This window comes from Fodinicurvata sp. EGI_FJ10296 (assembly GCF_040712075.1).
Lineage (GTDB): Bacteria > Pseudomonadota > Alphaproteobacteria > DSM-16000 > Inquilinaceae > JBFCVL01.
In genome coordinates this window covers 349,246-375,090 of the sequence record NZ_JBFCVL010000002.1, presented here as the reverse complement: position 1 = coordinate 375,090, position 25,845 = coordinate 349,246, and the positions used below count along the sequence as shown (strand labels likewise).

The window sequence follows — 25,845 nt, the reverse complement described above, 5'->3', positions numbered from 1 at the left end:
ATCGGCGGGTATGGGCGTCACCATACCCGCCGTCGCATGTCGGGTGAGTACAATGTCAGACTACGATTTTGATTTCTTCGTGATCGGTGCCGGCTCGGGCGGGGTGAGGGCGGCACGGATCGCCGCCGGTCATGGTGCCCGTGTCGGCATCGCCGAGGACAGGGACCTGGGCGGCACCTGCGTCAATGTGGGCTGCGTGCCAAAGAAGCTGTTGGCCTATGCCGCCCATTTCCGTCATGACCTTGAGGATGCGGGCGCCTATGGCTGGAATGTCGGAACATTTACGCATGACTGGGCTCGCCTGATCGCCAACAAGAACGAGGAAATCAGCCGCCTGAACGGCGTCTATCAACGCCTGCTGGATGGCGCCGGGGTCGAATTGATCAGGGGCCGTGCGGTGCTGACCGGCCCGCATTCGATGCAGATCGGCGACCGGGAAGTGACGGCCGAACGCATCCTTATCGCCGTCGGCGGATGGCCAAGTATGCCCGACATTCCCGGTGCCGACGAATTCGGTATATCCTCCAACGAAGCATTCTACCTCGACGACATGCCGGAACGTGTTGTCATCGTCGGCGGCGGATACATCGCGGTGGAATTCGCCGGCATCTTCCATGCGCTGGGCGCTTCCGTCACGCTCGTCCATCGGGGCGACCGGATCTTGCGGGGATTCGATCAGGATCTGCGTTTGGAGCTGGAGGAGGAGCTGCAACGATCGGGCGTCGACGTGCTGTTGAACACCCTGCCGGCAGGATTGACCGCCGACGCCAATGGTGTGCGGCGGCTTTCGCTGTCGGACGGCCGTGAACTGCCCTGCGATCAGGTCATGTTCGCCACCGGCCGCCGGCCCAAGACAGCCGGGCTGGGCCTGGAGACCGCCGGCGTCGGCGTCGATCCCTATGGCGCCGTCGTGGTCGACGACCAATACCGGACCAGCGTGCCCAACATCTACGCCATCGGGGACGTGACCGATCGTTTCAATCTGACGCCCGTTGCCATCGCCGAGGGGCATGCCCTGGCGGATACGGTTTTCGGCAACCGCCCACGCGGCATTTCGTACGAGAATATCCCGACGGCTGTGTTTTCCATGCCGCCGATCGGGACCGTCGGTCTGACCGAGGAAGAGGCCCGCCTGCAGTTCGACGTCGGTATCTATCGCACGCGTTTCCGGCCGATGCGGCACACGCTGTCGGGACGCCAGGACAAGATCATGATGAAGCTGATCGTAGACCGGGCGAGTGACCGCGTACTGGGCTGCCACATGATCGGGCCCGACGCGCCTGAGATCATCCAGGCCCTGGGGGTGGCGATGAGCGCCGGTGCGACGAAAGCCGACTTCGACAGCACGATTCCCGTTCATCCGACGGCGGCCGAGGAATTCGTCACCATGCGCAGCCCTGTAACCGATTGAGAGCGCGGTCGATCGAGGGACCGGTGGAACTGCCTAAAGGTACGCAAACCGTTCGGAAAACGGGTGGAATTGTGGCGGCAAACATCGTATAGCCTGAAAGCGGATATATCCGATCGTCATGGGGCCGCGGAGGAATCGCTGATCGGGTGATTGCCGGGGAATCGCGACGCGAACGGCCGAAGACCGAGCTAGGAGAGCTGAAATGCCGACGCTGACGGGAAACCGCCCGACTGGGAACTGGACGCCGCAATCCTGGCGGGCCCTTCCGGCGAAACAGATGCCGGCCTATCCCGATGCCGACCATCTGGCGCAGGTCGGGGCGCAGCTTTCGCGATTTCCTCCATTGGTTTTTGCCGGTGAAGCGCGGGAGCTGAAGTCGCAGTTGGCCAAGGTCGCCCGGGGTGAAGCTTTCCTGCTTCAGGGTGGTGATTGCGCCGAAAGTTTCCAGGAATTCCACCCGGACAAGATTCGCGACACCTTCCGCGTCCTGCTGCAGATGGCCGTGGTCATGACATTCGGCAGCGCCGTGCCAGTGGTCAAGGTCGGCCGCATGGCCGGTCAGTTCGCCAAGCCGCGGTCGGCCGACATGGAGACAGTCGGCGGCGTGGAATTGCCCAGCTATCGCGGCGATATCATTAACGGCTTCGACTTCAACGAAGAATCCCGTATTCCCGACCCGAACCGCATGCTCAATGCGTACAACCAGTCGGCATCGACGCTGAACCTGTTGCGTGCCTTCGCACAGGGTGGTTACGCGGATCTGCATCAGGTTCACCAGTGGATCCTGGGCTTTGTCGGCCGGGGGCCAGAGGTTCAGCGCTACGAGGAATTCGCGTCACGTATCGACGAAGCCCTGCAGTTCATGGCGGCTTGCGGGGTGACGGCGGAAACGACGCCGGCCATTCGCGAGGCGGCATTTTTCACGTCTCACGAAGCCCTGTTGTTGCCATACGAAGAAGCGCTGACCCGCATCGATAGCACGACCGGCGAATGGTACGACGTGTCGAGCCATCTGCTGTGGATCGGCGACCGTACCCGTCAGGTCGATCATGCGCATGTCGAGTTCCTGCGCGGCGTGCGCAATCCGATCGGCATCAAATGCGGACCCAGCCTCGATCCGGACGAACTGATGCGTCTGATCGATCTGCTGAACCCCGAGGATGAGGCCGGACGGCTTACGCTGATCGTCCGCATGGGCGCGGAAAATCTCGACAAGGGCTTCGCGCCGCTCGCACGACGGGTCAAGAAGGAGGGACGCACGGTCGTCTGGGCATCCGACCCGATGCATGGCAATACCGTCAAGTCGACGTCGGGCTACAAGACCCGCCGGTTCGATGCCATTCTGGAAGAAGTGCGCGCCTTTTTCGGTGTCTGCCACGGTGAAGGAATTCATCCCGGCGGTGTGCATTTCGAGATGACCGGGCAGGATGTGACCGAGTGCACAGGCGGTGCCCACGAAGTCACCGACGACGCATTGTCCGAGCGTTATCATACGGCTTGCGACCCGCGATTGAATGCCAATCAGGCGCTTGAACTGGCGTTTCTGATCGCCGAGAAACTGAAAGAGGAGCGCGCGGAGAAGGATCGGGCGCGACGCATCGCCGCCGCGGAGTAAACACGCTGGCGATTTCCAGCTTCATGGCGGCCGCCGGTCGGGCGGCCGCTCCACGTCGCCGAGAGCTTCTTGTATGACGAAGTCAGCCTATCCTCCGATCGAAGAAATCGGCGCATGGACGGATGCATATTTCAATCGAACCAAAGAGACAGTGGCAAAATGGGGTGACGCGACTGTTACCTATGCGCTGTTTCTGAGACGGCCCTGCATCTCGGCCCCCAGGCTCGCGTTCGATTGGCTGGAAGCGGTCATGGCAGCGCGCGGCACGGCGGTGAATATCGACCTGCGCTATCCGGAGGGCAAATGGGTCGGCGCCGGTGAGCCGATCGCTTATATCACCGGATCGCTGGTCGCGCTGGTCGATCTGGAAACCATCCTTCTACAGAAACTCGGGCCCGCCTGTGTGGCGGCTTACAACGCCTATTCGATGGCCGCTGATCTGCCCAACGTTTCCTTTCTGGCGATGGATGCGCGCCATTGCGCCGGAACCGAAATGGCGGACATGATGGCTTATGCTGCGTCGGTCGGCTCTGATCGTGCCAAGCGCAAACACGGTGCCGTCGGCTTTATCGGGAATGCGACGAACGCCACCGCCCATTATTTCGGGCAGGAGCGCGGCTTCGGAACCATGCCCCATGCCCTGATCGGCTATGCCGGTTCGACCGTCCGTGCGGCCGAGATGTTTCACGAGGTCCATCCCGATGCCAAACTGACCGTTCTTGTCGATTATTTCGGTAAGGAGGTTTCCGACAGCCTCGCCGTTTGTGAACGGTTTTCGGGCCTGGCGGCAGACGGCCGTCTGGCCGTTCGCATCGATACCTCGGGCGGACGTTATCTGGAAGGCCTGGACCCCCCATCGTCCTATGCCGTTCTCGAACGTTATGTTCCGGCGGCGATCCGCGGATATCGCGACGAGTCGGAGCTTCGCTATCTGATCGGCACCGGCGTTTCGGCGGCGGCGATCCACCATCTTCGCGAACAGCTCGACAAAGCCGGCTTCAGCAAGGTCGGTATCGTGGCCAGTTCGGGCTTTTCGCCCGTGAAGTGCCGGATTATGGCACTGGCAAAAGCGCCGGTGAATATCATCGGGACGGGCAGCTATCTGCCGGAAAAATGGTCCGAAACCTATGCCACAGCCGACATCGTCGACTATGACGGCCAGCCCCGGGTTAAGGTCGGGCGCGAGTTCCTTCTGCGGCGATAGCCGTCACGCCGGAACCGGGGCGGAATAATGTTGGCGCTTCGTTTGATTGACAGGTCCGAGCGGCCCATTATCGTCGCCTGCGAAGCACGCCGCTGTCTTGCGGATATCACCGGAACGGAATGACCATGACCGATCGGCTCGCCATCGCGCTGGCACAAATCAATCCCACTGTCGGCGACATCGACGGCAATATCGAGCGCATATTGAATGCCCGCGCCGAAGCCGCGCGGCAAGGGGCCGATGTGGTCGTGACACCGGAACTCTCGGTCAGCGGGTATCCGCCGGAAGATCTGGTGATGAAACCGTTCTTTCTGGATGCCATCCGTTCGGCCGTCGATAAACTGGCGGCGGCGACGGCCGATGGCGGTCCCGCGCTGATCGTCGGAGCGCCGTGGCGTCCGGATCAACATCTCGTCTTGCCGGACGAAGGCGATCAGCGACGGATCGCCTGCAACGCAGCGATCGTCCTCGATGGCGGTGCGATCACCGCCGTTCGGGCAAAGGTGGAGTTGCCGAACTATGGCGTTTTTGACGAGCAGCGCGTTTTTCTCAGGGGTGGCATGCCCGGTCCGGTCGAAATCAGGGGTGTTCGGGTCGGCTTGCCGGTTTGCGAGGATATCTGGATCCCCGATGTCGTTGAATGCCTTGAGGAGTCCGGGGCCGAACTGCTGATCAGTATCAACGGCAGTCCGTTCGAACGCGGGAAGATGGATACGCGGGTGTCGTTGGTCGTCACGCGCGTCCGCGAAACCGGGCTGCCGTTGATCTATCTGAACCAGGTCGGCGGCCAGGACGAACTGGTCTTCGACGGCGCGTCATTCGTGATCGACGGCGACTTTACACTGAAATCGCAGCTGCCGGCGTTCGAGGCCGCCGTATCGGTGACCCAGTGGGCGCGGGGCAAGGGGGGACGGTGGTCCTGCCACAGTGGCCAGACGGTGCCACCGCCAGAGCCGCTGGAGGCCATCTATCAGGCCGTCGTGCTCGGCCTCAGGGACTATGTCGGCAAGAACGGGTTCCCAGGCGTCGTTATCGGATTGTCGGGCGGGATAGACAGCGCCTTTTCCGCAACGATCGCAACGGACGCTCTGGGTCCGGATCGGGTCCGGTGCGTATTGATGCCGTCGCGCTATACGGTATCCGCCAGTAACGAGGATGCGGCAGAGTCTGCCCGACGTCTTGGTGTGGCGACAGACACGATACCCATAGAGCCGGCCGTTGAAGCCTTCACCGAAATGCTGGCGCCGATATTCGGCGATCGCCCGGCCGATCTGACCGAAGAAAACATTCAAAGTCGCATTCGTGGCCTGATCCTGATGGGCGTTTCCAACAAGCTCGGCCCCATGGTGCTGTCGACCGGCAACAAGTCGGAAATGTCGGTCGGCTATGCGACCTTGTACGGCGACATGAATGGCGGCTTCAACGCGTTGAAGGATCTCTACAAGACGACGGTGTTCGATCTGGCGCGGTGGCGCAATGCCCATCATCGGCCGGGATGGCTGGGGCCTTCGGGCGAAGTGACGCCCAAACGCGTCATCGACAAGCCGCCATCGGCGGAACTGAGGCCCGATCAGAAGGACGAGGACAGCCTGCCGCCTTATCCGATCCTCGACGACATCCTGGCCTGTCTGATCGAAAGCGAGATGGGGATCGAGCAGATCATGGCGCGCGGTCACGACCGGGAGACGGTGGTGAGAGTGTGGACCTTGCTCGACCGTGCCGAATACAAGCGCCGCCAGGCACCGCCCGGCGTCAAGATCACCTCGCGCAGCTTCGGCCGTGACCGGCGTTACCCGATTACCAACAGGCTGCTTTCGCATGTCGTGAAATAGCCGGTCCCGCCGACCGCCGAACGGTGAGTTAATCGCACAAAAGGAAAGGGCGGGGAGATTGCTCTCCCCGCCCCGGCCAACGGTCTTTGTTCTGAGCGCAGGGCGCGATCAGTAGTCCATATCGCCCATGCCGCCCATACCGCCCATGCCACTGGCACCGGCGCCCTTTTTCTCGGGCTTTTCGGAGATCATGGCCTCGGTCGTGACCAGCAGGCCGGCAACCGATGCCGCATCCTGAAGCGCCGTGCGGACGACCTTGGTCGGGTCGATGACGCCGGCCTTGATCAGGTCCTCGTAGGTGTCCGTGGCGGCGTTGTAGCCGTAGTTGGGGTCTTTCTGGTCCAGCAGCTTGCCGATGACGATCGAGCCGTCGATACCGGCATTGGTGACGATCTGCCGGATCGGGGTCTGGATCGCGCGGCGGATGATGTCGATTCCCACACGCTGGTCGTCGTTCACCGGCTTGATCGCGTCAAGTGAGCGAACGGCGTAGAGCAGGGCGACGCCACCACCGGCAACGACACCTTCCTGTACGGCCGCGCGGGTCGCATGCATGGCGTCGTCGACGAGGTCCTTGCGTTCCTTGACTTCGATCTCGGTCGCGCCGCCGACACGGATAACCGCAACACCGCCGGCCAGCTTGGCGAGGCGTTCCTGCAGCTTTTCACGGTCGTAATCGGACGTGGTCTCCTCAGCCTGCGACTTGATCTGACCGCAACGCGCTTCGATATCGGCCTTGTTGCCGGCACCGTCGACGATCGTGGTATCGTCCTTGGTGATGGTAACCTTCTTGGCCGAGCCGAGCATTTCGAGCGTGACGTTCTCAAGCTTGATGCCGACATCCTCGGAGATGACCTGACCGCCCGTCAGGATGGCCATGTCTTCAAGCATCGCCTTACGACGATCGCCGAAACCGGGGGCCTTGACGGCTGCGATCTTCAGGCCGCCGCGCAGCTTGTTGACGACCAGCGTCGCCAGGGCTTCGCCTTCGACGTCTTCGGCGACGATCAGCAGCGGGCGGCTGGACTGAACGACCGATTCCAGTACGGGCAGCAGTGCCTGCAGGTTCGACAGCTTCTTTTCATGGAACAGGATGTAGGGGTTCTCAAGCTCCGCCTGCATCTTTTCCGAGTTGGTGACGAAGTACGGGCTGAGATAGCCGCGGTCGAACTGCATGCCTTCGACGACTTCGAGTTCGGTATCGAGCGACTTGGCTTCCTCGACCGTGATCACGCCTTCGTTGCCGACACGCTTCATCGCCTCGGCGATCATCGCGCCGACAGTCTTGTCGCCGTTGGCCGAGATCGTGCCGACCTGGCCGATTTCCTCGTTCGTATCGACGTTGCGCGAGCGGGACTGGATGTCCTCGACCACTGCCTTGACGGCGATGTCGATGCCGCGCTTGAGATCCATGGGGTTCATGCCGGCGGCAACGGCCCGCACGCCTTCGCGAACGATGGCCTGCGCCAGAACAGTGGCGGTCGTGGTGCCGTCACCGGCGGTGTCATTGGTCTTGGACGCGACCTCACGCAGCATCTGCGCGCCCATATTCTCGAACTTGTCGGTCAGTTCGATTTCCTTGGCGACGGTGACGCCGTCCTTGGTGATCCGGGGCGAGCCGAAGCTCTTGTCCAGAACGACGTTGCGGCCCTTGGGGCCGAGGGTCACCTTGACCGTGTCGGCGAGAATATCCACACCGCGGAGCATGCGGTTGCGGGCGTCGACGCCGAATTTAATGTCTTTAGCGGACATGATTGTTCAATCCTTCAGAAAAATACCAGCCGTTCAATAATGTGCCCCGACAAGGGGGTCGCAGACACATGATCATGAGCCGCGTTATGCGGCCTTGGCAGCAGCCGACGGCTCGATGATGCCGAGTACGTCAGACTCTTTCATGATCAGCAGATCTTCGCCGTCCAATTTGATTTCAGTTCCCGACCACTTGCCGAAAAGAATGCGGTCGCCGGATTTGACGTCGAGTGCCTGGATCTTGCCGCTCTCGTCGCGGACGCCGGGTCCGACGGAGACGACTTCGCCTTCCATCGGCTTTTCCTTGGCCGTATCGGGAATGATGATTCCGCCCTTGGTCTTGGCGTCTGCTTCGATGCGGCGGACCAGCACGCGATCATGCAATGGACGAAAACTCATGATGTCTTGCTCCTGTAATGCGGCCCCCTCATCGAGGCGAGCCGGTCGTAGCGTCCTCGGACGCGGAATTAGCCAAAGCTGTTGTGCAGCCTGCTCGTCGGTGCCGAAGCCTTTGAGGCGCCGCAACCGTGGGCCGCGTGTGTTAGCACTCCAGCCCCGCGAGTGCTACTGATGTACGGAGTGGCCGGCGCCAATACAAGCCTCTTGATGATGCCGCTCCAATTTTTTGGCAGCAGCCCAGCGTCATGGCTGCTAATAGATTGAATTAATTGACTTTTCTTCCAGATGTGCCAGCATTATCATGGGGCTTATGGAAAATATGGGGGTCCGCACCTGCTGCGTTCCCCAAATCCCGAACCCCGAATCAAGTACCGGCAAAACAAGAAGAGGTCGAGACATGGAAAAGTCGGGATTGGACCTGGAGCACCAGTTGAAGGGATATCGGCTGACGACTGCGGAAATTCTCTATCGTCTGCCCGACCATCCCGCGTTTCTTCAAACATTCATCTGGCAGGAGCTGGATCTGGCGCCACGATATCCGACCCTGCGACGCTTCCTGGATTTCTGGGATCGGGAAATCGAGGCGAAGATCCACACCGTGACGGTGGCCTCCCAGGGCATTGTCACTGCCGGCGAACTGCGTCGTTGTGACGTCGAACTTCAGATGCAGTAGCGGGTTGGTATTACAGATTTTTGTGCAGTCCCGCCGCCACCCTGATCGTCCCGACACCGATCGGGGACGCCGCGCCGGATGCACCCGGCTTGTGTGTCACGATCGAGAGTTGCTGCGCGAGATCCCGGGTCGGCAACGCGTCACTTCGTGCCGCGCTGCGCCCGGGAATACGGTTGGAGTGGAATCGCGCGCAACCATTCCCTGATCGTCCCCGACACCGATCGGGGACCCCGCGCCGGATGCACCAGGTTCGTGTGTCACGATCGAAAGTTTCTGCGGAGAGTTCACGTGTCAGCGTCAAGGAGGCGATCCGGCGTTGACGACGGGGCCGGAAGGACTTATAAACCACGCATCGCCAACAGCATGAGGCCTATGAGCATCATGGACGACCCGAATAGTCTGTCGCGGATGTTAAGCGAACAGGCCCAGAATACCGCCAAAGCGGGTTCTATCGGGATCATCGGCTGACACCCGTCGGCTCGGTGAGACCGGGCCGATAGGGCAAGAATCGAATTTCAATTCGTTTCGACCCTCCTCTTATCATCCGCGAAAACGACGATCGGCGGCACCGGCAAACGGTCCCGTCCGATAGACGTGTTTAAACGGCATGAACTTGTCACACGCGTTCCATGGGAACGCGATGTGCTGGAGGGTGTGATGACAGCAATCGACACAGACATCACCAAGGGCGGCATCACCAAGGGCGGCATCACCAAGGGGTGTCCGGCCAAAGGGCACACCGTCACAGGGCGCCTTCGGCGCTTCCTGGCCAATGGTGCATCGGATATTCGGCCGGCGGATCTGTTCGCCGACTGGCGGCCCGCCGACATCGCCAATATCCTCGGCGGGTTCGATGCGGCCGATGCGGCCCGCATCCTGACTGCGCTGCCGCCGCGGCAGCGCGCAGCAATCATCGTTTACTTCGACACGGCCACCCGCAGCGCCATATCGGATCATCTGCCGGCCCGTTTGCGAGAGCATCTGGCCACCAGATCCGATCGCCTCGCGCGACGCCAGGAGCGGTCAGCGGCGCGCGAGTCCGGACGCGGCATACGCGGTCAACCGGCACGGCCACGTCGGCGCGACGGCTACGGCGTATCCGGCTGGGCGACCAATGTCGCGTTGGATGCGGCCACTGTTCTGCTGCAGCGGGGGCATCGTCTCGGCGTCATCGGGCCGAGCCGACTGGCGCGGGGATTGATGAAGGTTGCCGGATGGCGCGGTCGCCTCCGCCGCCAGTCGGCAAGCGGAAGCTGGGCCGCCTGACAGAGGCGATGGGTACGTTGAGCGCTGGAAGTTGGGCGTCGGGAACTGTATCGTGGCGCCCGAGCCCATCCTTCCGGCAATCGCGGACCGTATCGACCGACAATGCAGACACATCCGGACTTCCCGAGCCTCGTCGTCCTTGATCACCCGCTGATCCAGCACAAACTTACCCTGTTGCGCCAGATCGATCGCTCGACCAACGGATTCCGGCGGTTGCTTCGCGAGATTTCGCTCCTGATGGGGTACGAGGTCACGCGCGACCTGAAGTTGACGACCAAGCGCATCGAGACGCCGCTGGAACCCATGGATGCCCCGATCCTTGCCGGCAAAAAGGTGGCGATCGTGGCAATTCTGCGCGCCGGTCTCGGCATGACCGAGGGGTTGCAGGAGCTGATTCCCTCCGCCCGTTGCGGTCATATCGGCCTGTATCGCGATCCGAAGACCCACGAGCCGGTGGAATACCTGGTTAAACTGCCGGCACCGGAGGAGCGGATGTTCATTCTCGTCGACCCGATGCTGGCGACGGGAAATTCGGCTGCTCATGCGGTCGATGTTCTGAACGCACACGGTGTCAGCGACGCAAATATCCGTTTCGTGGCCCTGGTCGCCGCACCGGAAGGCGTGCGCCGGCTGGCGGCCGATCATCCGTCGGTGCAGGTGTTCACCGCCGGCCTCGACCGTGAATTGAACGAGCACGCTTATATTTTGCCGGGTCTCGGCGACGCGGGCGACCGGATCTTCGGCACCAAGTAGCCGTCAATTCGTCGTTTCAGTGCCCGCTTCATTGCGGCCTTGCTCGCGCGCCAAAATCGCTTTAGACTTAAAACATTAAGGGCGAAATGGCCGGAGTGAACTGCCTTGAGCGAGGCGAGACCCGACAGCGCGCATTCGATCGATAATGCCCGGCCCCTGGCCGGTCGTCATGCCGTCGTCACCGGTGGCGGGCGCGGGATTGGCCGGGCGATCGCGCTGAGGCTCGCCGATGCCGGGGCCCGGATCACGGTCATGGGACGGTCGGTGGATCAACTGGCCGCCGTTGTCGCTGAAATTGGCGACCGCAACGGTGCCGGCCCGGCGCAGCATCTGGGGGTCGATGTCGCCGATGAAGACAGCGTCGCCCGTGCATTCGGCGCCGCCGGTGAATTTGCCCCGATCGATATACTGATCAACAACGCCGGTATAGCGGACAGCGCGCCGCTGAAGCGGACGACTTTGGCACAGTGGAATGCCATCATGGCGGTCAACCTGACCGGGGTCTTCCTTTGCACCCGCGCAGTGCTGCCCGCGATGACGGAACGCGGGTTCGGGCGTATCGTGTCGGTGGCGAGCACCGCCGGGCTCAAGGGCTATGCCTATGTCGCGCCGTATTGCGCCTCGAAGCACGGGGTGATCGGCATGACGCGGTCGCTGGCGCTGGAAACCGCGCGAACCGGTGTGACGGTCAATTGCGTCTGTCCGGGCTATACCGACTCCGACATCGTCGACGCCGCCGCTCGTACCATCGCCGAAAAAACCGGCCGCACCGAAGAGCAGGCAAAGGTCGATATCTCGTCCGGAAACCCCCAGAAGCGCCTGATTCAGCCGGAAGAGGTCGCCGAAGCCACATTGTGGTTGTGCGACCCGCGCGCCGGCTCGATGACCGGACAATCCGTTGCCGTCGCTGGCGGAGAAGTGATGTGAGCACGGATCAGCCGGACGACCACACACCCGATGTCGCCAGCGTGGACATTGGGGGCGTCGACTACGAAACCGCTGCCAGCGGCGACAAGCCCAATCTGCGTCTGTGGCTGCGCCTGCTGACCTGCGCGAACATGATCGAGACGGAGGTGCGGTCACGCCTGCGCAGCGATTTCGACGTGACATTGCCCCGCTTCGATCTGATGGCACAGTTGGAAAAGGCGCCGGATGGCCTGACCATGAGCGAGCTGAGCCGCCGGCTCATGGTCTCCAACGGCAACATAACCGGTATCGTCGATCGGCTGGTCGCGGAATCCCTGATCACCCGAACGCCCAATCCCCATGACCGGCGCACCCAGTTCGTCCGGCTGACGGCCCGGGGACGCAGGGTGTTCCTTGACATGGCCGCCATTCACCAGGGCTGGATCGACGACCTGTTCTCGGGCCTGACCCCGGACGAGGGGCGGGACCTGTTCGCACTGCTCGGCCGGGCAAAGGCGTCGATCCGGACGGCCACCGAAAACGGAGAAGCGTGATGTCGCTCGGGTCCTATCAGGCACAGCATTTCCTATGGTCCGTGGATGAGGCGAGGCCGGGCGGGGCGGTGGCGACGATCACCCTGAACCGCCCGGATCGCAAGAACCCGCTGACTTTCGACAGTTATGCCGAACTGCGCGACCTGTTCCGCACTCTGGCCGAGGACGACGAGATCAAGGTCGTGGTCGTGACCGGGGCGGGGGGGAATTTCTCGTCCGGCGGCGATGTGATGGAGATCATCGGCCCGCTTACCAAAATGACCATGCCGGATCTGCTGCGGTTCACGACCATGACGGGCGATCTGGTCAAGGCGATGCGCGCCTGCCCGCAGCCGATCATCGCCGCCGTCGATGGCGTCTGCGTCGGCGCCGGGGCGATCATCGCCATGGCGTCCGACCTGCGCTACGGCACGCCGGAGTCGAAGGTGGCGTTCCTGTTCACCCGCGTCGGATTGGCCGGATGCGACATGGGCGCCTGCTCGATCCTGCCCCGGATCATCGGCCAGGGACGGGCGTCGGAGCTGCTTTATACCGGCCGCTCGATGGACGGCGCCGAAGCCGAACGCTGGGGTTTCTACAACGCTCTCGCCACGCCGGACGAGGTGCTGGACACGGCGAGCACAATGGCGCGCCGGCTGGCCGAGGGGCCGACCTTCGCCCACGGTGTAACCAAGAAGATGCTGCACCAGGAATGGTCCATGGGTGTCGATGAAGCGATCGATGCCGAGGCGCAGGCGCAGGCGATCTGCATGGCGACGAAGGACTTCCAGCGGGCATACGAGGCCTTTGCCGAAAAGCGAAAACCCGAGTTCAAAGGCGACTGACGCTCATGGCCGACACCAGCTATCTGCACTGGCCGTTCTTCGACGATGACCACCGGCGCTTCGCCGCCGGTCTCGACGCCTGGGCGGCGGACTCGGTGCCGGCGATATTGGCGGCCAATCTGGATCACCACGACCGTGACGCACTCGACGCGACATGCCGGTCGCTGGTCGCCGCGCTGGGCCGTGCCGGGTGGCTGAAAGCCTGCATTCCGGGCAGCCATGGCGGCCTGCGCGACAGGCTCGACGTGCGTAGCCTGTGTCTGGCGCGGGACATTCTGGCCCGGCACTCGGGTCTGGCTGATTTCGCCCTGGCGATGCAGGGGCTTGGGACGGGCCCGATTTCGCTCGCCGGAACGAAAGCCCAGCAGGACCGCTATCTGGCGCCGGTCGCGGCGGGCGAGAAAATCGCCGCCTTTGCCCTGTCGGAGCAGGAAGCCGGTTCCGACGTCGCGGCGCTGGCGACAACGGCGCGACGCGACGGCGACGGCTATGTCATCGACGGGTCGAAAACCTGGATATCCAACGGCGGCATCGCCGATCATTATGTCGTCTTCGCCCGGACAGGCGAGGCGCCCGGCGCCAAGGGGCTGAGCGCGTTCGTGGTCGAGGCCGGCAATCCCGGCCTGTCGATCGCCGGGCGGATCGACGTGATCGCCCCGCATCCGCTGGCCACGCTGCAGTTCGACCACTGCCGCGTCGACGGCGATGCCCTGATCGGCAAGCCGGGCGACGGTTTCAGGATCGCCATGGCGACGCTGGATGTCTTTCGGTCGACGGTCGGTGCGGCGGCGCTGGGTCTGGCGCGGCGGGCGCTGGACGAAACCCTGTCCCATACGTCGGCACGTCACCTGTTCGGCGCCCCGCTGGCCGATCTGCAAATGACCCAGGCGCGGATCGCGGACATGGCGACCGGCGTCGATGCGGCGGCGCTGATGGTCTATCGCGCGGCCTGGGCCAAGGACTGCCATCAGGACCGCGTCACCCGCGAGGCGTCGATGGCCAAGATGATGGCAACCGAAACCGCGCAGAAAGTCGTCGACGATGCCGTGCAGCTGCATGGCGGCGCCGGCGTCACGACCGGCGTCAAGGTCGAGGAACTTTATCGCGACGTCAGGGCGCTGAGAATCTACGAGGGGGCGACCGAGGTTCAGAAACTGATCATCGCGCGGCAGACGCTGGCCGAGTACGCAAAACAATAACGATCGCGGCGACGATGGATTTGCGACCTTGCCGGTTTGTCCGGGGTCCGGGAACGGGGATTGGATGAATGACGGAACCAACTGCACACAGGGATACTTTTGCGCGCGATAACCTGCCGCCGAAGGATCTGTGGCCGGTGATGACTTTCGATCTGCCGGAGCTTCAGTATCCAGAGCGGCTGAACGCGGTGAACGAGTTTCTGGACAAGCGGGTCGCGGCCGGCGACGGCGACCGTCCGTGCATCCTGTCGCCGGATGCGCGCTGGACATATTCCGATCTACTGGCCCGGACGAACCGCATGGCCCGGGTGTTGACCGAAGATCTGGCCATGCAGCCGGGCGAACGGGTGATGCTGCGGGCGGCGAACACGCCGATGATGGTGGCGGCGTTCATGGCGGTGATCAAGGCCGGCGGCGTTGCCGTACCGACCATGCCGCTGCTGCGGGCTCGCGAACTCGGCTATATCCTGGATGCGGCGCGGGTCAATATTGCACTGACCGATGAACGGCTTGCCGATGCGATGGACGCTGCGGCGGTGGGCCGGAGCGATCTGCGCCGCGTGGTACGGTTCTCCGCGACCGGCGAAACCGGGGGCGATGGGTCGCTGGACGGGATGATGGCCGGCAAGCCGACGGATTTCGCGCCGCTGGATACGGTCGCTGACGATGTCTGCCTGATCGCCTTTACCTCGGGCACGACCGGGCAGCCCAAGGGCACCATGCATTTCCACCGCGATCTGCTGGCGATCTGCGATACGTTCGCGCGCCATGTGCTGAAGCCGACCGCCGACGATGTCTTCTGCGGCAGTCCGCCGCTGGCGTTCACCTTCGGCCTCGGCGGTCTGGTGCTGTTTCCGATGTCCGTCGGGGCGTCGACCTATCTGCTGGAGGCCGCGCCGCCGAAAAGCCTGGCAGCGCTGATCGATGCCGAAAAGACGACCGTCTGTTTTACCGCGCCGACAGCCTGGCGGGCATTGATCGACATGACAGGGGAGTTCGATCTTTCCAGCCTGCGGCGGTGCGTTTCCGCCGGCGAGGCGCTGCCGCTGCCGACCTGGGAGCGCTTCCTGGAGGTCACCGGCATCCGGATCATCGACGGCATCGGCGCGACCGAGATGCTCCACATCTTCATTTCCGCCGCCGACGATGATATCCGTCCGGGCGCGACCGGCAAGCCGGTGCCGGGGTTCACCGCGCGCGTGGTCGACGAGAACAACGTCGAAGTGCCGCCGGGTACGGTCGGCCGATTGGCCGTAAGGGGGCCGACCGGATGCCGGTATCTGGCCGACGACCGCCAGTCGCGCTATGTGCAGGACGGATGGAACGTCACCGGTGATGCCTATCTGATGGATGAGGACGGCTATTTCTGGTACCAGGCGCGCACCGACGACATGATCATCTGCTCGGGGTACAACATTGCCGGGCCAGAGGTCGAAGAGGCGCTGCTCGCCCATCCATCCGTTAGCGAATGCGCGGTCGTCGGCGCGCCGGATGCGAATCGTGGCGCCGTTCCCAAGGCATTCGTGATTCTGCGCGAGGGGTATAGCCCCAGCGACGTTCTGGCGAAAACGCTCCAGGATTTCGTCAAGGACGAGATCGCGCCTTACAAATACCCGCGCATCATTGACTTCGTTGCCGATTTGCCCCGGACCGAAACCGGAAAACTTCAGCGGTTCCGGCTGCGCCAACTTGAAGCGGAAGCCACAGGCAAGGCACTCTAGTGGCAACCGGCCGGTGGCGAACCGGGCGATTGCGAACCAACAATCAATGATATCAGGAGGCACCCGATGATGAAATTCGCATCCCTTACCACAGTTGCAGCCGCAGCGTTGCTCGCGGCCGGCAGCGGCGCCGCCGTCGCCGACCAGTCCGGTGAAGTCCGGATCGGCATGATCACAACCTTGTCCGGACCGGGTTCGGGGCTGGGCATCGACGCCCGCGACGGATTCCAACTCGGTATCGAGCATCTGGGTGGTACGCTGGGCGGGCTGGAGCCCGTGATCTTCGAAGGTGACGACCAGCAGGAACCAAGCGTTGCTGTGGAACTGGCCGGGCGCATGGTCGAGCGCGACGAGGTCGACATCGTCACCGGGGTGATCTGGTCCAATCTTGCGCTGGCAGTGATGCCGACGCTGGCCCGCAGCGAGACGTTCTTCGTCAGCGTCAACGCCGGACCGTCGGAACTGGCCGGCGCGCAGTGCAATCCGTTCTTCTTCAATGTCGCCTGGCAGAACGACAACAACCACGAAGCCATGGGCCAGCACGTCCGCGACGAGGGCTACGAGCGCGTTTACATCATGGCACCGAACTATCCGGCCGGGCGCGATGCGCTGGCGGGCTTCAAGCGGTTCTATGGCGATGACGTCGTCGACGAGGTTTACACGCCGCTGGGGCAGCTCGACTATGCCGCTGAACTCTCACAGTTGCAGTCCGAAGACCCGGACGCCGTCTATATCTTCTATCCGGGCGGTATGGGCATCAACTTTATCCGCCAGTACGAACAGGCGGGCCTGAAGGAAACGACGCCACTGTTCGGACCGGCGTTCTCGTTCTCGCAGGATTTGCTGCCGGCCGTGGGCGAGGCGGCGATGGGTGTGCGCAACACGTCGCAGTGGAGCCCGGATCTGGACAACGAAGTCAATGCCCGCTTCGTCGAGGGATTCGAGGAGCGATACGATCGTCTGCCGTCGCTCTACGCATCGCAGGGTTACGACGCCGCGCTTCTGATCGACAGCGCCCTCAACATCACCGGCGGCGACGTTTCGGACAAGGACGCCTTCCGCGAGGCGTTGCGTCAGGCCGATTTCGACAGCGTCCGTGGCGATTTCGAGTTCAACAATAACCACTATCCGATCCAGGATTATTACCTGCGCGAGGTCGTCATGGATGACGAAGGGCGGATCACCAACCGGCTCGTCAGCACGATCTTCGAAGACCATGCTGACGCGTATCATCAGGACTGCGCGATGTAGCGGCGGCGGCGGGGCGGCGTCACGGCACCGCCCCGACCATCGGTTCATTTTTACCACCGGCACAATCGAAAAGGCTGAGCGCGACAATGACGGCTCTTGCCATCGTGCAGACGCTGAACGGGTTTCAACTGGGCGTGACCCTGTTCCTGATGGCCGCCGGGCTGACGCTCGTCTTCGGCATCATGGACATGATCAATCTCGCCCACGGCTCGTTCTATATGATCGGCGCCTATCTGACCGCGACCTTCGTCGGCGTGTTCGACAGCTTCCTGCTGGCGGTTCTGTTCGCACTGCCGCTGGCGGCGCTGGTCGGCCTGCTGGTCGAAATGGTTGCGCTGAGGACGCTCTATCAGCGCGATCATCTGGATCAGGTGCTGGCGACCTTCGGCTTGATCCTGTTCTTCAACGAGTTGGTCAAGATCATCTGGGGCCCGGTGCCGATCTTCATGGGCGTGCCGGAATTTCTTTCCGGCCGGATCATGTTCGGCCCCGACCTGGAATACCCCGCCTACCGCCTGGCCATCATCGTCGTCGGCTTCCTGGTCGCGATCGGCCTGTGGCTGATGATCTCCCGAACCCGTCTCGGCATGCTGATCCGCGCCGGCGCCAGCAATCGCGAGATGGTCACCGCACTGGGCGTCAACATCAAGCTGCTGTATTCGCTGGTCTTTGCCCTGGGGGCAGGACTGGCGGCGCTGGCCGGTGCGATGGCCGGGCCGATATACTCGGTGCAGGTGGGGATGGGCGAGCAGATCCTGATCCTGACATTCGTCGTGATCGTGATCGGCGGCATCGGGTCGATCCGCGGGGCCATGGTCGGCGCCATTCTGGTCGGGCTGGTCGACACCTTCGGCCGCGTGCTGCTTCCTGGCGCGATGTTTGCGTTGACCGGCTCAACGGCGGCCCAGGGGGTCGGATCGGCCATCGCGTCGATGTCGATCTACATTCTGATGGCAGCGGTTCTGTTCTTCAGGCCGCGCGGCCTGTTCCCGGTTAAGGTCTGATCGATGCGCACACGTGAAAAGATCGTCCTGCTGATCACGCTGGCCGTGCTGCTGTTGTTGCCGATGGTGGCGGAAGCCACCGGGAACTCGTTTTACATCCGGCTGGCCGCGCGCATCCTTATCCTGGCGCTGGCGGCTGTCAGCCTCGACCTGATCCTCGGCTTCGGTGGGATGGTCAGCTTTGGTCACGCCGCCTTCGTGGGGCTTGGCGGCTATGTCGTCGGCATCATGTTCTATCACGATTTCAACGCCGAACCGATCCTGGGCCTCGACGCCACGCAGAGCTTCCTTGCCATACTTGCGATGGCGGCTGTGGTGTCGGCCATGTTCGCGCTGGTCATCGGTGCGATCTGTCTCAGGACGCGGGGCATATCGTTCATCATGATCACGCTGGCGTTTGCGCAGATGCTGTACTTCCTGATGGTGGCGGCGCGAAAGTACGGCGGCGAGGACGGGTTGGCGCTATGGAACCGCAACGAGATGCCGGGCGGTGTCGTCGACCTGCACGATCATGCCGTCTTCTATTTCGTGTGTCTGGGCCTGCTGCTGGCGTTTCTCTTCATCGGCTATCGGGTCGTCCATTCCCGGTTTGGGCGTGTGCTCCGGGGTGCCAAGGATAACGAGCGGCGAATGACGGCGCTGGGCTTCCCCGTCTATCGTTATCGCCTGGCCGCATTCGTCATTGCCGGGGCGGCCGCCGGTGTCTCTGGCGCCCTGCTGGCGAACTATACGATGTTCGTGGGGCCGTCCTATCTGTCCTGGACCCAATCGGGCGAGCTGATCGTCATGGTCGTTCTGGGCGGCATCGGCACGCTGTTCGGCCCGGTTTTCGGTGCGGCCGCATTCGTTCTGCTTGAAGAATTCATCCCGGAGATCCTGAACCATGTCCGCGACGGGTGGGGGGAGCACTGGCAGATACTGCTTGGCCCGATCCTTTTGTTCATCGTTCTGTTCGCCCGCAACGGTTTGTACGGGGCGCTGCGTGGCCAGACGGGCGGCCCGATGCTGGCCCCCGATCTGACCGGAGCAGACCTGACCGAACCTGACCGGCCGAAGGATGCCGATGTATCCGTCGAACCGGCGACCGATACGGGGAGGCCGGTATGACGGAGGAGCCCATCCTCGAAGTTCAGGATCTGGTGAAACGCTTCGGTGGTATTACCGCGACCGATCATCTGTCGCTGACGGTCGGCAAGGGGCGGACCCACGCCGTGATTGGCCCGAATGGCGCAGGAAAGACGACGTTGATCGGCCAGTTGACCGGCGAGATCAAACCGGATTCCGGGCGCATCCTGTTCGAAGGCAACGACATCGTCGGCGTCCCGGCCCACAAGCGCCCGCATCTCGGCGTCGCCCGTTCATTCCAGATCACCAGCATCTTTCCGTCCTTTTCCGTGATCGACAACGTGTCGCTGGCCGTCCAGGCGCATCAGGGGCACAGCTTTCGTTTCTGGCGCAATGCAGCGATCGATCCGCTTCTGACGATGCCGGCTATGGACCGGTTGGTACAGGTCGGCCTGGATCATCGGGCGGAGACGCTGGCGGCCAATCTGGCCCATGGCGAAAAGCGTCAATTGGAGATCGCCATGGCGCTGGCCACGCGCCCGCGCCTGCTGCTGCTGGACGAGCCGATGGCCGGCATGGGCACAACGGAGTCCGCCCGCATCGTCTCGTTGCTGAAAAGACTTCGGGGCAGTGTCTCGATTCTGCTGATCGAACACGACATGGACACCATATGGGCACTCGCCGACGACGTCACTGTGCTGGTTTACGGCCGGGCGATCGCCAGCGGTCCGCCATCGGAAATCCGCAACGACAAGGCGGTTCAGGAAGCCTATCTCGGCGGGGAGGGCGCGCTTTGACGATGCTCGATATACGAGACATCCATACTGCCTATGGTGATTCCAGGGTCCTGTTCGGCATGACGCTGTCGGTGGACGAGGGCCAGGTGGTCACGCTGCTGGGCCGCAACGGCATGGGCAAGACGACGACCATCCGTTCGATCCTGGGGCTGGTGCGCCCCCTGTCTGGCACCGTCCATTTCGATGGCCGCGACGTTACCGGGCTGCCGGCCTATCGGATTGCACAGCAGGGCATCGGCATCGTGCCGGAAGGCCGGCAGATCTTCGGCAATCTCGACGTGACCGAAAACCTTGTCGCGACAGCCGCCAACCGCCATGGCCGCGCCGACCCCTGGACCCTGGATCGCGTGTTCGGCTTCTTCCCGCGTCTGGCCGAGCGGCGCCGGAACATGGGCGGGCAGCTTTCCGGCGGCGAGCAGCAGATGCTGGCGATCGGCCGCGCGCTGATGACGAACCCCAGGCTGCTGATTCTGGACGAAGCGACCGAGGGGCTTGCCCCGCTCATCCGCCAGGAGATCTGGGGCTGTCTGACCGCGCTCAAGGCCGAGGGGCAGTCAATTCTGGTCGTCGACAAGAATGTCGAGGCCCTGCTGAAGATTGCCGATCACCATGTGATCATCGAGCGTGGCCGGCCGGTGTGGTCCGGCGACAGCGGCGCCTTCAGAGCCGACGCCAGTCTGAAACAGCGGTATCTGGGGATATGATGGCTGAAGGTAGAGGCGGCTCCGATAACGGGACGATCATCATCCCGGCCGAAGCGTTTACCGCACGGTTCCGTATCCGGTTTTCGCACTGCGACCCGGCGGGGATCGTATACTATCCGCGGTATTTCGACATGTTCAACGGCGTGGTCGAGGACTGGTTCTGCGACCGGCTGGGCATTCCCTATGCGGGATTCCTTCTCGAACGCCGTTTTGGACTGCCGACGGTGCGGGCGGAATGCACCTATCATCGCCCGACCCGGATGGGCGAGATGATGGGCATGACCCCGCTGATCCGGCGGATCGGCGGGTCGTCGGTCGATCTTGCCATTGTCGGGCATATCGATGGCGAACGCCGCCTTGAAGGCCGCATTGTCCTGGTCACAACCGATCTGGACAGCGGCCGGTCGATCGCCATCCCCGATTTTCTGCGCGACGCGTTGGAGACCTATTTGACGGCATGCGGTCCGATCGCGATCGACCGTCCCTAACACCCGGAGCACGTTTAACGATGTCAAATTCGAACGATCACACTATCGTCAATCCGTCGTCCTGGCCGCGGCCAAGAGGCTATTCGAATGCCGTGATGGCCAGCGGGCAAGTGCTGTATCTCGGCGGCCAGATCGGCTGGACGGCCGATCAGGAATTCGTTGCGCGCGATTTCCTGGGTCAGACGCGTCAGGCGCTGGAGAATATCGTGACGATCCTTGAAGAGGCTGGCGGTGGTCCCGAGCACATCGTCCGGCTGACCTGGTATGTGACCGACGTCACCGAGTATCGCGCAGGCCAGAAGGAACTTGGCGCTGTCTATCGCGACGTTCTGGGCAAGCATTTTCCGGCGATGACCCTGGTGCAGGTATCGGCACTGGCGGAATCGCTTGCGAAAGTCGAGATCGAGGCCACCGCCGTGCTTCCTGCTGCCGGGTAACGTCGAACCTGCGACCGGTGGCCGCTTGCGCGCCAATATTTTAGGCCTAAACTAATAGCAGTCGAAACGGAGGCACGGTCATGGCAATGAAGATCGTCTGCATCGGCGGAGGGCCTTCGGGGCTGTACTTCGCGATTCTGATGAAGAAGGCAAACCCCGCTCACGATATCACCGTGATCGAGCGCAACAGGCCTTATGACACCTTCGGGTGGGGCGTGGTCTTTTCGGACGAGACGCTGCGCAATCTCGCAAATGGCGACGATGTCAGCCAGGGCCGGATCATCGACAGTTTCGCCCATTGGGACGATATCGACGTTCACTTCAAGGGACGGGTGATCCGTTCAACGGGCCATGGTTTCTGCGGCATCCATCGCAAAAAGCTCCTGAACATCCTCCAGGAGCGGGCCGAAGAACTGGGCGTGACGCTGGAATTCGAGCGCAATGTCGAGGATATCGGCGAATTTCCCGACGCTGACCTGATCGTCGCCAGCGACGGTCTGAACAGCCGTATCCGGACGCAATACGCCGACCATTTTCAGCCCGATATCGATCAGCGGAAATGCCGGTTCATCTGGCTCGGTACGAAGAAGCTGTTCGAAGCGTTCACCTTCATCTTCGAAGAAACCGAATGGGGCTGGTTCCAGGCGCACGCCTATCGATTCAACGACGAGATGTCGACATTCATCGTCGAGACCCACGAGGATACCTGGCGCAAGGCCGGCATCGACCGGATGGAGAAGGAAGAAGGCATCGCGTTCTGCGAGAGCCTTTTCAGCAAGTATCTGGACGGGCATCACCTGGAATCCAACGCTGCGCATCTTCGTGGCTCGGCGGCGTGGATCAACTTTCCGCGCATCACCAACAAGACGTGGATCAAGGATAACGTGGTGCTTATGGGCGATGCCGCCCATTCCGCCCATTTCTCGATCGGGTCGGGCACCAAGCTGGCGCTGGAAGACGCCATCGGCCTGGCACAGAAGCTGAAAAATCCTGTTACGGACCTCGCCACCGCGCTTCGGGAATACGAAGACGAGCGCCGGGTCGAGGTGCTGAAGCTTCAGTCAGCCGCGCGCAATTCAACCGAATGGTTCGAGAACGTCCGGCGCTATACCGGTTTGGAGGCCGAACAGTTCGCCTATTCGTTGCTGACCCGAAGTCAGCGGGTCAGCCACGAAAATCTGCGCCTGCGCGACCGGGACTATCTTGAGGGCATGGAAACCTGGTTCGCGGAAAGGGCCACCGGACATCCCGTGCAACAGCCCATTCCGCCGATGTTCACGCCGTATCGCTTGCGATCAATGGATCTGGCCAATCGCGTCGTCATGTCGCCCATGGCGATGTATAGCGCCAAGGACGGAACGCCCAACGATTTCCATCTGGTTCACTTCGGCAGCCGGGCGTTGGGCGGTGCCGGCCTGATCTATACCGAGATGACCTGTGTGTCGCCCGATGCCCGCATCACGCCGGGCTGCTGCGGGCTCTGGACCGACGAACACACCGCCCAGTACAAGCGGATCGTCGATTTCGTACATGCGAATGGCGAGGCCAGGGTCTGCCTTCAGCTTGGCCATGCGGGTCCGAAGGGGTCAACCAAGCTTGGCTGGGAGGGTATGGACGAGCCGCTCGATGACGGCAACTGGCCACTGATCAGTGCGTCTGCCGTCGCCTGGCAGCCTGGCAATCAGGTGCCGACGCCGTGTACGCGCGCCGATATGGACAGGGTGATTGCCGATTTCGAAGCCGCCACGCGGCGCGCGATCGAAGCCGGTTTCGACATGCTGGAGCTTCACTGTGCTCATGGCTATCTACTGTCGGCCTTCATCACGCCGGTAACCAATAAGCGCGAGGATGAATACGGAGGGGCGCTTCACAACCGGTTGCGGTTTCCGCTACAGGTGTTCGACGCCGTGCGGGCGATCTGGCCTGAAGAACGGCCGATGTCGGTGCGTATTTCTGCAACGGATTGGCACGACGGCGGCATCACGCTGGAAGAGGCGGTGGCCATTGCCAAGGCTTTCCGCGACCACGGTGTGGACATCGTCGACGTCTCGGCCGGCCAGACGACGCCGGAAGCAAAGCCCGTCTACGGGCGGATGTTCCAGACTCCATATGCGGACATGATTCGTAACGAAGTCGGCGTTGCCACCATTGCCGTCGGCAATATCTCGGATTCAGATCAGATAAACTCGATTCTGGCTGCGGGGCGTGCCGACCTTGTCGCGTTGGCCCGACCACACTTGTCGGACCCGTTCTTCACCCTGCATGCGGCGGCAAAACTGGGCTACGAGCAGCAACCCTGGCCGGCGCCGTACCTGACGGGACGGGCGCAGTACACCCGCAACCTTCAGCGCGAGATGGAGAGCGCATCATCGGTATGACGGTAGCAGTCACCCGCTGTTGCTAATTTATCACAGGTGTGGGCTTTTTGGGCGATTGTGGCTCCAGAAGCTCATCTAATGTTCGCTTACCAATGCCGCTTGGGGTATTGTTGCGGTGCAGTGATCCTTCGGGGTCCTGCGCGTCCATCTTGGGCGTTTCCTCCCTAAACTCGGGCCGCGCATTTGCGCGGCTCTTTTTTTGTCCGGTGATTGGGCTGGCGATCGTCTGATCGTATGTTTCATTAGTATCTAAAGGGTCGTCTGCAGGATCCTGGCGCTCCAATGATCAGACAACGAAGCCCAGATAGCGCGGAAGCCACAGCGCCAGTTCCGGGAATACGGCGACCAGAACCAGTGCCGTCCCCATCGACAGCACCATCCACGCGATCCAGCCGAACGTCCACTCGATGGGAATGCCGGCGATCCGTGTCGTCACCATAAGGTTGACCGCGATCGGCGGCGTGAACTGACCGATGGCGATGTTCATGGCCATGAGAATGCCGAACCACACGATATTCCAGTCGAAGACGGCCACGACGGGCATAAGCAACGGCAAGGTGATGAGATAGATCGAGATGCCGTCCAGCAACATGCCCGCGATCAGAAGGAAGACCATGATCAGAGCCAGAATCACCATTTCCTGGTCGGATAGGGTCAGCAGCCATTCCGCTGTCCGGGAAAAGGCGCCCAGCGTACTGCCGGCCCAGGCGAAGATTCCGGCGAGCGAAACGATCAACATGATTACGGCCGTCATCGCGCCGGCCTCCGCCAGCAGACGGTAGACATCGCCGAATCCCAGATTCCGGTATATGACCGTCCCGACGAGCAGACCGTAGCTTGCCGCGACTGCGGCGGCTTCGGTCGGCGTGAACAATCCGGTCCGTAGACCGCCCAGAATGATCACCGGCGCCAACAGACCCGGAAGAGCCCGTACGAAGGCGGTCCGGATTGACGGGCTGTTTGCGGCGTCCAGACCCTCCTTGGCGCCGAAATCGTATTTCCGGCTGAGCAGGATCGCAGGGACGAGAACGGCGGCGCCGCACAGCAGCCCCGGGACCACGCCGCCGGCGAACAGCGCCCGGATGTCGGCGCCGGGCACCTGCACCGCATAGATGATCAGGGCGATCGACGGCGGTATCAGAATGGCGGTTGACGAGGCGGCCGCGATGACGCTGGCAGAAAACGCCTTGGGATAGCCCGCACGCATCATGCTGGGGATCATGACCGTCGCGACGGCGGCGGCGTCGGCCGGGCCCGACCCCGACATTCCGCCCATGATCAGGCAGGTCATGATGGCAACGACGGCAAGACCGCCGCGCCGGGGGCCGACGCAGGCCGAGGCGAAATCGACCAGACGTTGCGCAACGCCCGATCGTTCGAACGCCAGGCCCGTCAGGACGAACAACGGGATGGCGATGAGAGGATACTTGGCAATACCGCTGTAGACATTGGTGCCGACGGTGCCGAGCATGGCCGGCGGCAGTCCGGCCCAGATACCGACGACCCCGGCCATGCCCAATGAAACGGCGATCGGGGTGCCGATGATCATCAGGACGACAAAAGTAAGCAGCAGTAACGTGTCAGCGCCGATGGCCGCGAGCATGAGCCGTCCTGT

Annotated in this window: 23 protein-coding genes; 20 read left to right on the top strand and 3 right to left on the bottom strand. The window is 62.5% G+C overall.

Annotated elements, in window-relative coordinates:
- The first annotated feature begins 52 nt into the window (after window positions 1-52).
- The 4 genes from gor (at window position 53) to ABZ728_RS05145 (ending at window position 6,062) form a co-directional block, all read left to right on the top strand.
- Window positions 53-1,411, top strand: a complete 1,359-nt coding sequence (gor, locus tag ABZ728_RS05160) for a glutathione-disulfide reductase (RefSeq protein WP_366654811.1) — start codon at window positions 53-55, stop codon at window positions 1,409-1,411.
- Window positions 1,412-1,613: 202 nt separating this feature from the next.
- The gene (locus tag ABZ728_RS05155) at window positions 1,614-3,026 is read left to right on the top strand and encodes a class II 3-deoxy-7-phosphoheptulonate synthase (RefSeq protein ID WP_366654810.1); all 1,413 of its coding nucleotides are present in this window, start codon (window positions 1,614-1,616) and stop codon (window positions 3,024-3,026) included.
- A 73-nt stretch (window positions 3,027-3,099) separates the two neighbouring features.
- Window positions 3,100-4,230: a nicotinate phosphoribosyltransferase gene (locus tag ABZ728_RS05150; protein WP_366654809.1), complete on the top strand. Its 1,131-nt coding sequence runs from the start codon at window positions 3,100-3,102 to the stop codon at window positions 4,228-4,230.
- 125 nt (window positions 4,231-4,355) lie between these two features.
- On the top strand, window positions 4,356-6,062 hold the full coding sequence (locus ABZ728_RS05145) for an NAD+ synthase (protein WP_366654808.1): 1,707 nt from the start codon (window positions 4,356-4,358) through the stop codon (window positions 6,060-6,062).
- Window positions 6,063-6,170: 108 nt separating this feature from the next.
- Here ABZ728_RS05145 and groL read toward each other — a convergent pair whose 3' ends face one another.
- Both groL and ABZ728_RS05135 read right to left on the bottom strand, forming a co-directional pair.
- Window positions 6,171-7,814, bottom strand: a complete 1,644-nt coding sequence (groL, locus tag ABZ728_RS05140; protein ID WP_366654806.1) for a chaperonin GroEL — start codon at window positions 7,812-7,814, stop codon at window positions 6,171-6,173.
- Window positions 7,815-7,898: 84 nt separating this feature from the next.
- Window positions 7,899-8,210, bottom strand: coding sequence for a co-chaperone GroES (locus tag ABZ728_RS05135; RefSeq protein ID WP_366655099.1), 312 nt, complete (start codon window positions 8,208-8,210; stop codon window positions 7,899-7,901).
- A 397-nt stretch (window positions 8,211-8,607) separates the two neighbouring features.
- Between ABZ728_RS05135 and ABZ728_RS05130 the strand changes: the two genes are divergently transcribed.
- The 16 genes from ABZ728_RS05130 to ABZ728_RS05055 all read left to right on the top strand — a co-directional run bounded on the left by ABZ728_RS05130 (window position 8,608) and on the right by ABZ728_RS05055 (window position 24,230).
- Entirely contained in the window at window positions 8,608-8,883 is a 276-nt protein-coding gene (locus ABZ728_RS05130) for a Usg family protein (RefSeq protein ID WP_366654805.1), read from the top strand.
- 657 nt (window positions 8,884-9,540) lie between these two features.
- A complete protein-coding gene (locus ABZ728_RS05125; RefSeq protein ID WP_366654803.1) occupies window positions 9,541-10,149 on the top strand; it encodes a hypothetical protein in 609 nt (202 codons plus the stop codon).
- 102 nt (window positions 10,150-10,251) lie between these two features.
- Window positions 10,252-10,902, top strand: coding sequence for a uracil phosphoribosyltransferase (gene upp, locus ABZ728_RS05120; RefSeq protein WP_366654801.1), 651 nt, complete (start codon window positions 10,252-10,254; stop codon window positions 10,900-10,902).
- 105 nt (window positions 10,903-11,007) lie between these two features.
- A complete protein-coding gene (locus ABZ728_RS05115; protein ID WP_366654800.1) occupies window positions 11,008-11,829 on the top strand; it encodes an SDR family NAD(P)-dependent oxidoreductase in 822 nt (273 codons plus the stop codon).
- Window positions 11,826-12,362, top strand: a complete 537-nt coding sequence (locus tag ABZ728_RS05110) for a MarR family transcriptional regulator (protein WP_366654799.1) — start codon at window positions 11,826-11,828, stop codon at window positions 12,360-12,362. The genes ABZ728_RS05115 and ABZ728_RS05110 overlap by 4 nt, the downstream gene beginning before the upstream one ends.
- Window positions 12,362-13,186 (top strand): enoyl-CoA hydratase family protein, encoded by an 825-nt coding sequence (locus ABZ728_RS05105; RefSeq protein WP_366654798.1) that lies wholly within the window; start codon window positions 12,362-12,364, stop codon window positions 13,184-13,186. The genes ABZ728_RS05110 and ABZ728_RS05105 overlap by 1 nt, the downstream gene beginning before the upstream one ends.
- Window positions 13,187-13,191: 5 nt before the next feature.
- Complete coding sequence (locus ABZ728_RS05100; protein ID WP_366654796.1) at window positions 13,192-14,385, top strand: acyl-CoA dehydrogenase family protein; 1,194 nt, start codon at window positions 13,192-13,194, stop codon at window positions 14,383-14,385.
- Window positions 14,386-14,453: 68 nt separating this feature from the next.
- Window positions 14,454-16,106 (top strand): benzoate-CoA ligase family protein, encoded by a 1,653-nt coding sequence (locus tag ABZ728_RS05095; RefSeq protein WP_366654795.1) that lies wholly within the window; start codon window positions 14,454-14,456, stop codon window positions 16,104-16,106.
- Window positions 16,107-16,172: 66 nt separating this feature from the next.
- A complete protein-coding gene (locus ABZ728_RS05090) occupies window positions 16,173-17,357 on the top strand; it encodes an ABC transporter substrate-binding protein (protein WP_366654794.1) in 1,185 nt (394 codons plus the stop codon).
- Window positions 17,358-17,443: 86 nt separating this feature from the next.
- Window positions 17,444-18,361, top strand: a complete 918-nt coding sequence (locus tag ABZ728_RS05085; protein ID WP_366654792.1) for a branched-chain amino acid ABC transporter permease — start codon at window positions 17,444-17,446, stop codon at window positions 18,359-18,361.
- Between the two features lie 3 nt (window positions 18,362-18,364).
- On the top strand, window positions 18,365-19,468 hold the full coding sequence (locus ABZ728_RS05080) for a branched-chain amino acid ABC transporter permease (protein ID WP_366654791.1): 1,104 nt from the start codon (window positions 18,365-18,367) through the stop codon (window positions 19,466-19,468).
- Window positions 19,465-20,223 (top strand): ABC transporter ATP-binding protein, encoded by a 759-nt coding sequence (locus ABZ728_RS05075; RefSeq protein ID WP_366654789.1) that lies wholly within the window; start codon window positions 19,465-19,467, stop codon window positions 20,221-20,223. Before ABZ728_RS05080 ends, ABZ728_RS05075 begins: the two co-directional genes overlap by 4 nt.
- A 2-nt stretch (window positions 20,224-20,225) precedes the next feature.
- Entirely contained in the window at window positions 20,226-20,927 is a 702-nt protein-coding gene (locus ABZ728_RS05070; RefSeq protein ID WP_366655097.1) for an ABC transporter ATP-binding protein, read from the top strand.
- Entirely contained in the window at window positions 20,927-21,415 is a 489-nt protein-coding gene (locus tag ABZ728_RS05065) for a thioesterase family protein (RefSeq protein ID WP_366654788.1), read from the top strand. Before ABZ728_RS05070 ends, ABZ728_RS05065 begins: the two co-directional genes overlap by 1 nt.
- Window positions 21,416-21,435: 20 nt before the next feature.
- The gene (locus ABZ728_RS05060; protein ID WP_366654787.1) at window positions 21,436-21,852 is read left to right on the top strand and encodes a RidA family protein; all 417 of its coding nucleotides are present in this window, start codon (window positions 21,436-21,438) and stop codon (window positions 21,850-21,852) included.
- A gap of 80 nt (window positions 21,853-21,932) precedes the next feature.
- Window positions 21,933-24,230, top strand: a complete 2,298-nt coding sequence (locus tag ABZ728_RS05055) for a bifunctional salicylyl-CoA 5-hydroxylase/oxidoreductase (protein ID WP_366654786.1) — start codon at window positions 21,933-21,935, stop codon at window positions 24,228-24,230.
- Between the two features lie 286 nt (window positions 24,231-24,516).
- Here the strand turns inward: ABZ728_RS05055 and ABZ728_RS05050 are convergent, their stop codons facing one another.
- Window positions 24,517-25,833, bottom strand: a complete 1,317-nt coding sequence (locus ABZ728_RS05050) for a TRAP transporter large permease (RefSeq protein WP_366654784.1) — start codon at window positions 25,831-25,833, stop codon at window positions 24,517-24,519.
- Window positions 25,834-25,845: the final 12 nt, after the last annotated feature.

Coding starts and splice junctions, on each gene's coding strand:
- gor (WP_366654811.1), top strand. CDS start 53: ATGTCAGACTACGATTTTGATTTCTTCGTGATCGGTGCCGGCTCGGGC.
- ABZ728_RS05155 (WP_366654810.1), top strand. CDS start 1,614: ATGCCGACGCTGACGGGAAACCGCCCGACTGGGAACTGGACGCCGCAA.
- ABZ728_RS05150 (WP_366654809.1), top strand. CDS start 3,100: ATGACGAAGTCAGCCTATCCTCCGATCGAAGAAATCGGCGCATGGACG.
- ABZ728_RS05145 (WP_366654808.1), top strand. CDS start 4,356: ATGACCGATCGGCTCGCCATCGCGCTGGCACAAATCAATCCCACTGTC.
- groL (WP_366654806.1), bottom strand. CDS start 7,814: ATGTCCGCTAAAGACATTAAATTCGGCGTCGACGCCCGCAACCGCATG.
- ABZ728_RS05135 (WP_366655099.1), bottom strand. CDS start 8,210: ATGAGTTTTCGTCCATTGCATGATCGCGTGCTGGTCCGCCGCATCGAA.
- ABZ728_RS05130 (WP_366654805.1), top strand. CDS start 8,608: ATGGAAAAGTCGGGATTGGACCTGGAGCACCAGTTGAAGGGATATCGG.
- ABZ728_RS05125 (WP_366654803.1), top strand. CDS start 9,541: ATGACAGCAATCGACACAGACATCACCAAGGGCGGCATCACCAAGGGC.
- upp (WP_366654801.1), top strand. CDS start 10,252: ATGCAGACACATCCGGACTTCCCGAGCCTCGTCGTCCTTGATCACCCG.
- ABZ728_RS05105 (WP_366654798.1), top strand. CDS start 12,362: ATGTCGCTCGGGTCCTATCAGGCACAGCATTTCCTATGGTCCGTGGAT.
- ABZ728_RS05100 (WP_366654796.1), top strand. CDS start 13,192: ATGGCCGACACCAGCTATCTGCACTGGCCGTTCTTCGACGATGACCAC.
- ABZ728_RS05095 (WP_366654795.1), top strand. CDS start 14,454: ATGACGGAACCAACTGCACACAGGGATACTTTTGCGCGCGATAACCTG.
- ABZ728_RS05090 (WP_366654794.1), top strand. CDS start 16,173: ATGATGAAATTCGCATCCCTTACCACAGTTGCAGCCGCAGCGTTGCTC.
- ABZ728_RS05085 (WP_366654792.1), top strand. CDS start 17,444: ATGACGGCTCTTGCCATCGTGCAGACGCTGAACGGGTTTCAACTGGGC.
- ABZ728_RS05080 (WP_366654791.1), top strand. CDS start 18,365: ATGCGCACACGTGAAAAGATCGTCCTGCTGATCACGCTGGCCGTGCTG.
- ABZ728_RS05075 (WP_366654789.1), top strand. CDS start 19,465: ATGACGGAGGAGCCCATCCTCGAAGTTCAGGATCTGGTGAAACGCTTC.
- ABZ728_RS05070 (WP_366655097.1), top strand. CDS start 20,226: ATGCTCGATATACGAGACATCCATACTGCCTATGGTGATTCCAGGGTC.
- ABZ728_RS05065 (WP_366654788.1), top strand. CDS start 20,927: ATGGCTGAAGGTAGAGGCGGCTCCGATAACGGGACGATCATCATCCCG.
- ABZ728_RS05060 (WP_366654787.1), top strand. CDS start 21,436: ATGTCAAATTCGAACGATCACACTATCGTCAATCCGTCGTCCTGGCCG.
- ABZ728_RS05055 (WP_366654786.1), top strand. CDS start 21,933: ATGGCAATGAAGATCGTCTGCATCGGCGGAGGGCCTTCGGGGCTGTAC.
- ABZ728_RS05050 (WP_366654784.1), bottom strand. CDS start 25,833: ATGCTCGCGGCCATCGGCGCTGACACGTTACTGCTGCTTACTTTTGTC.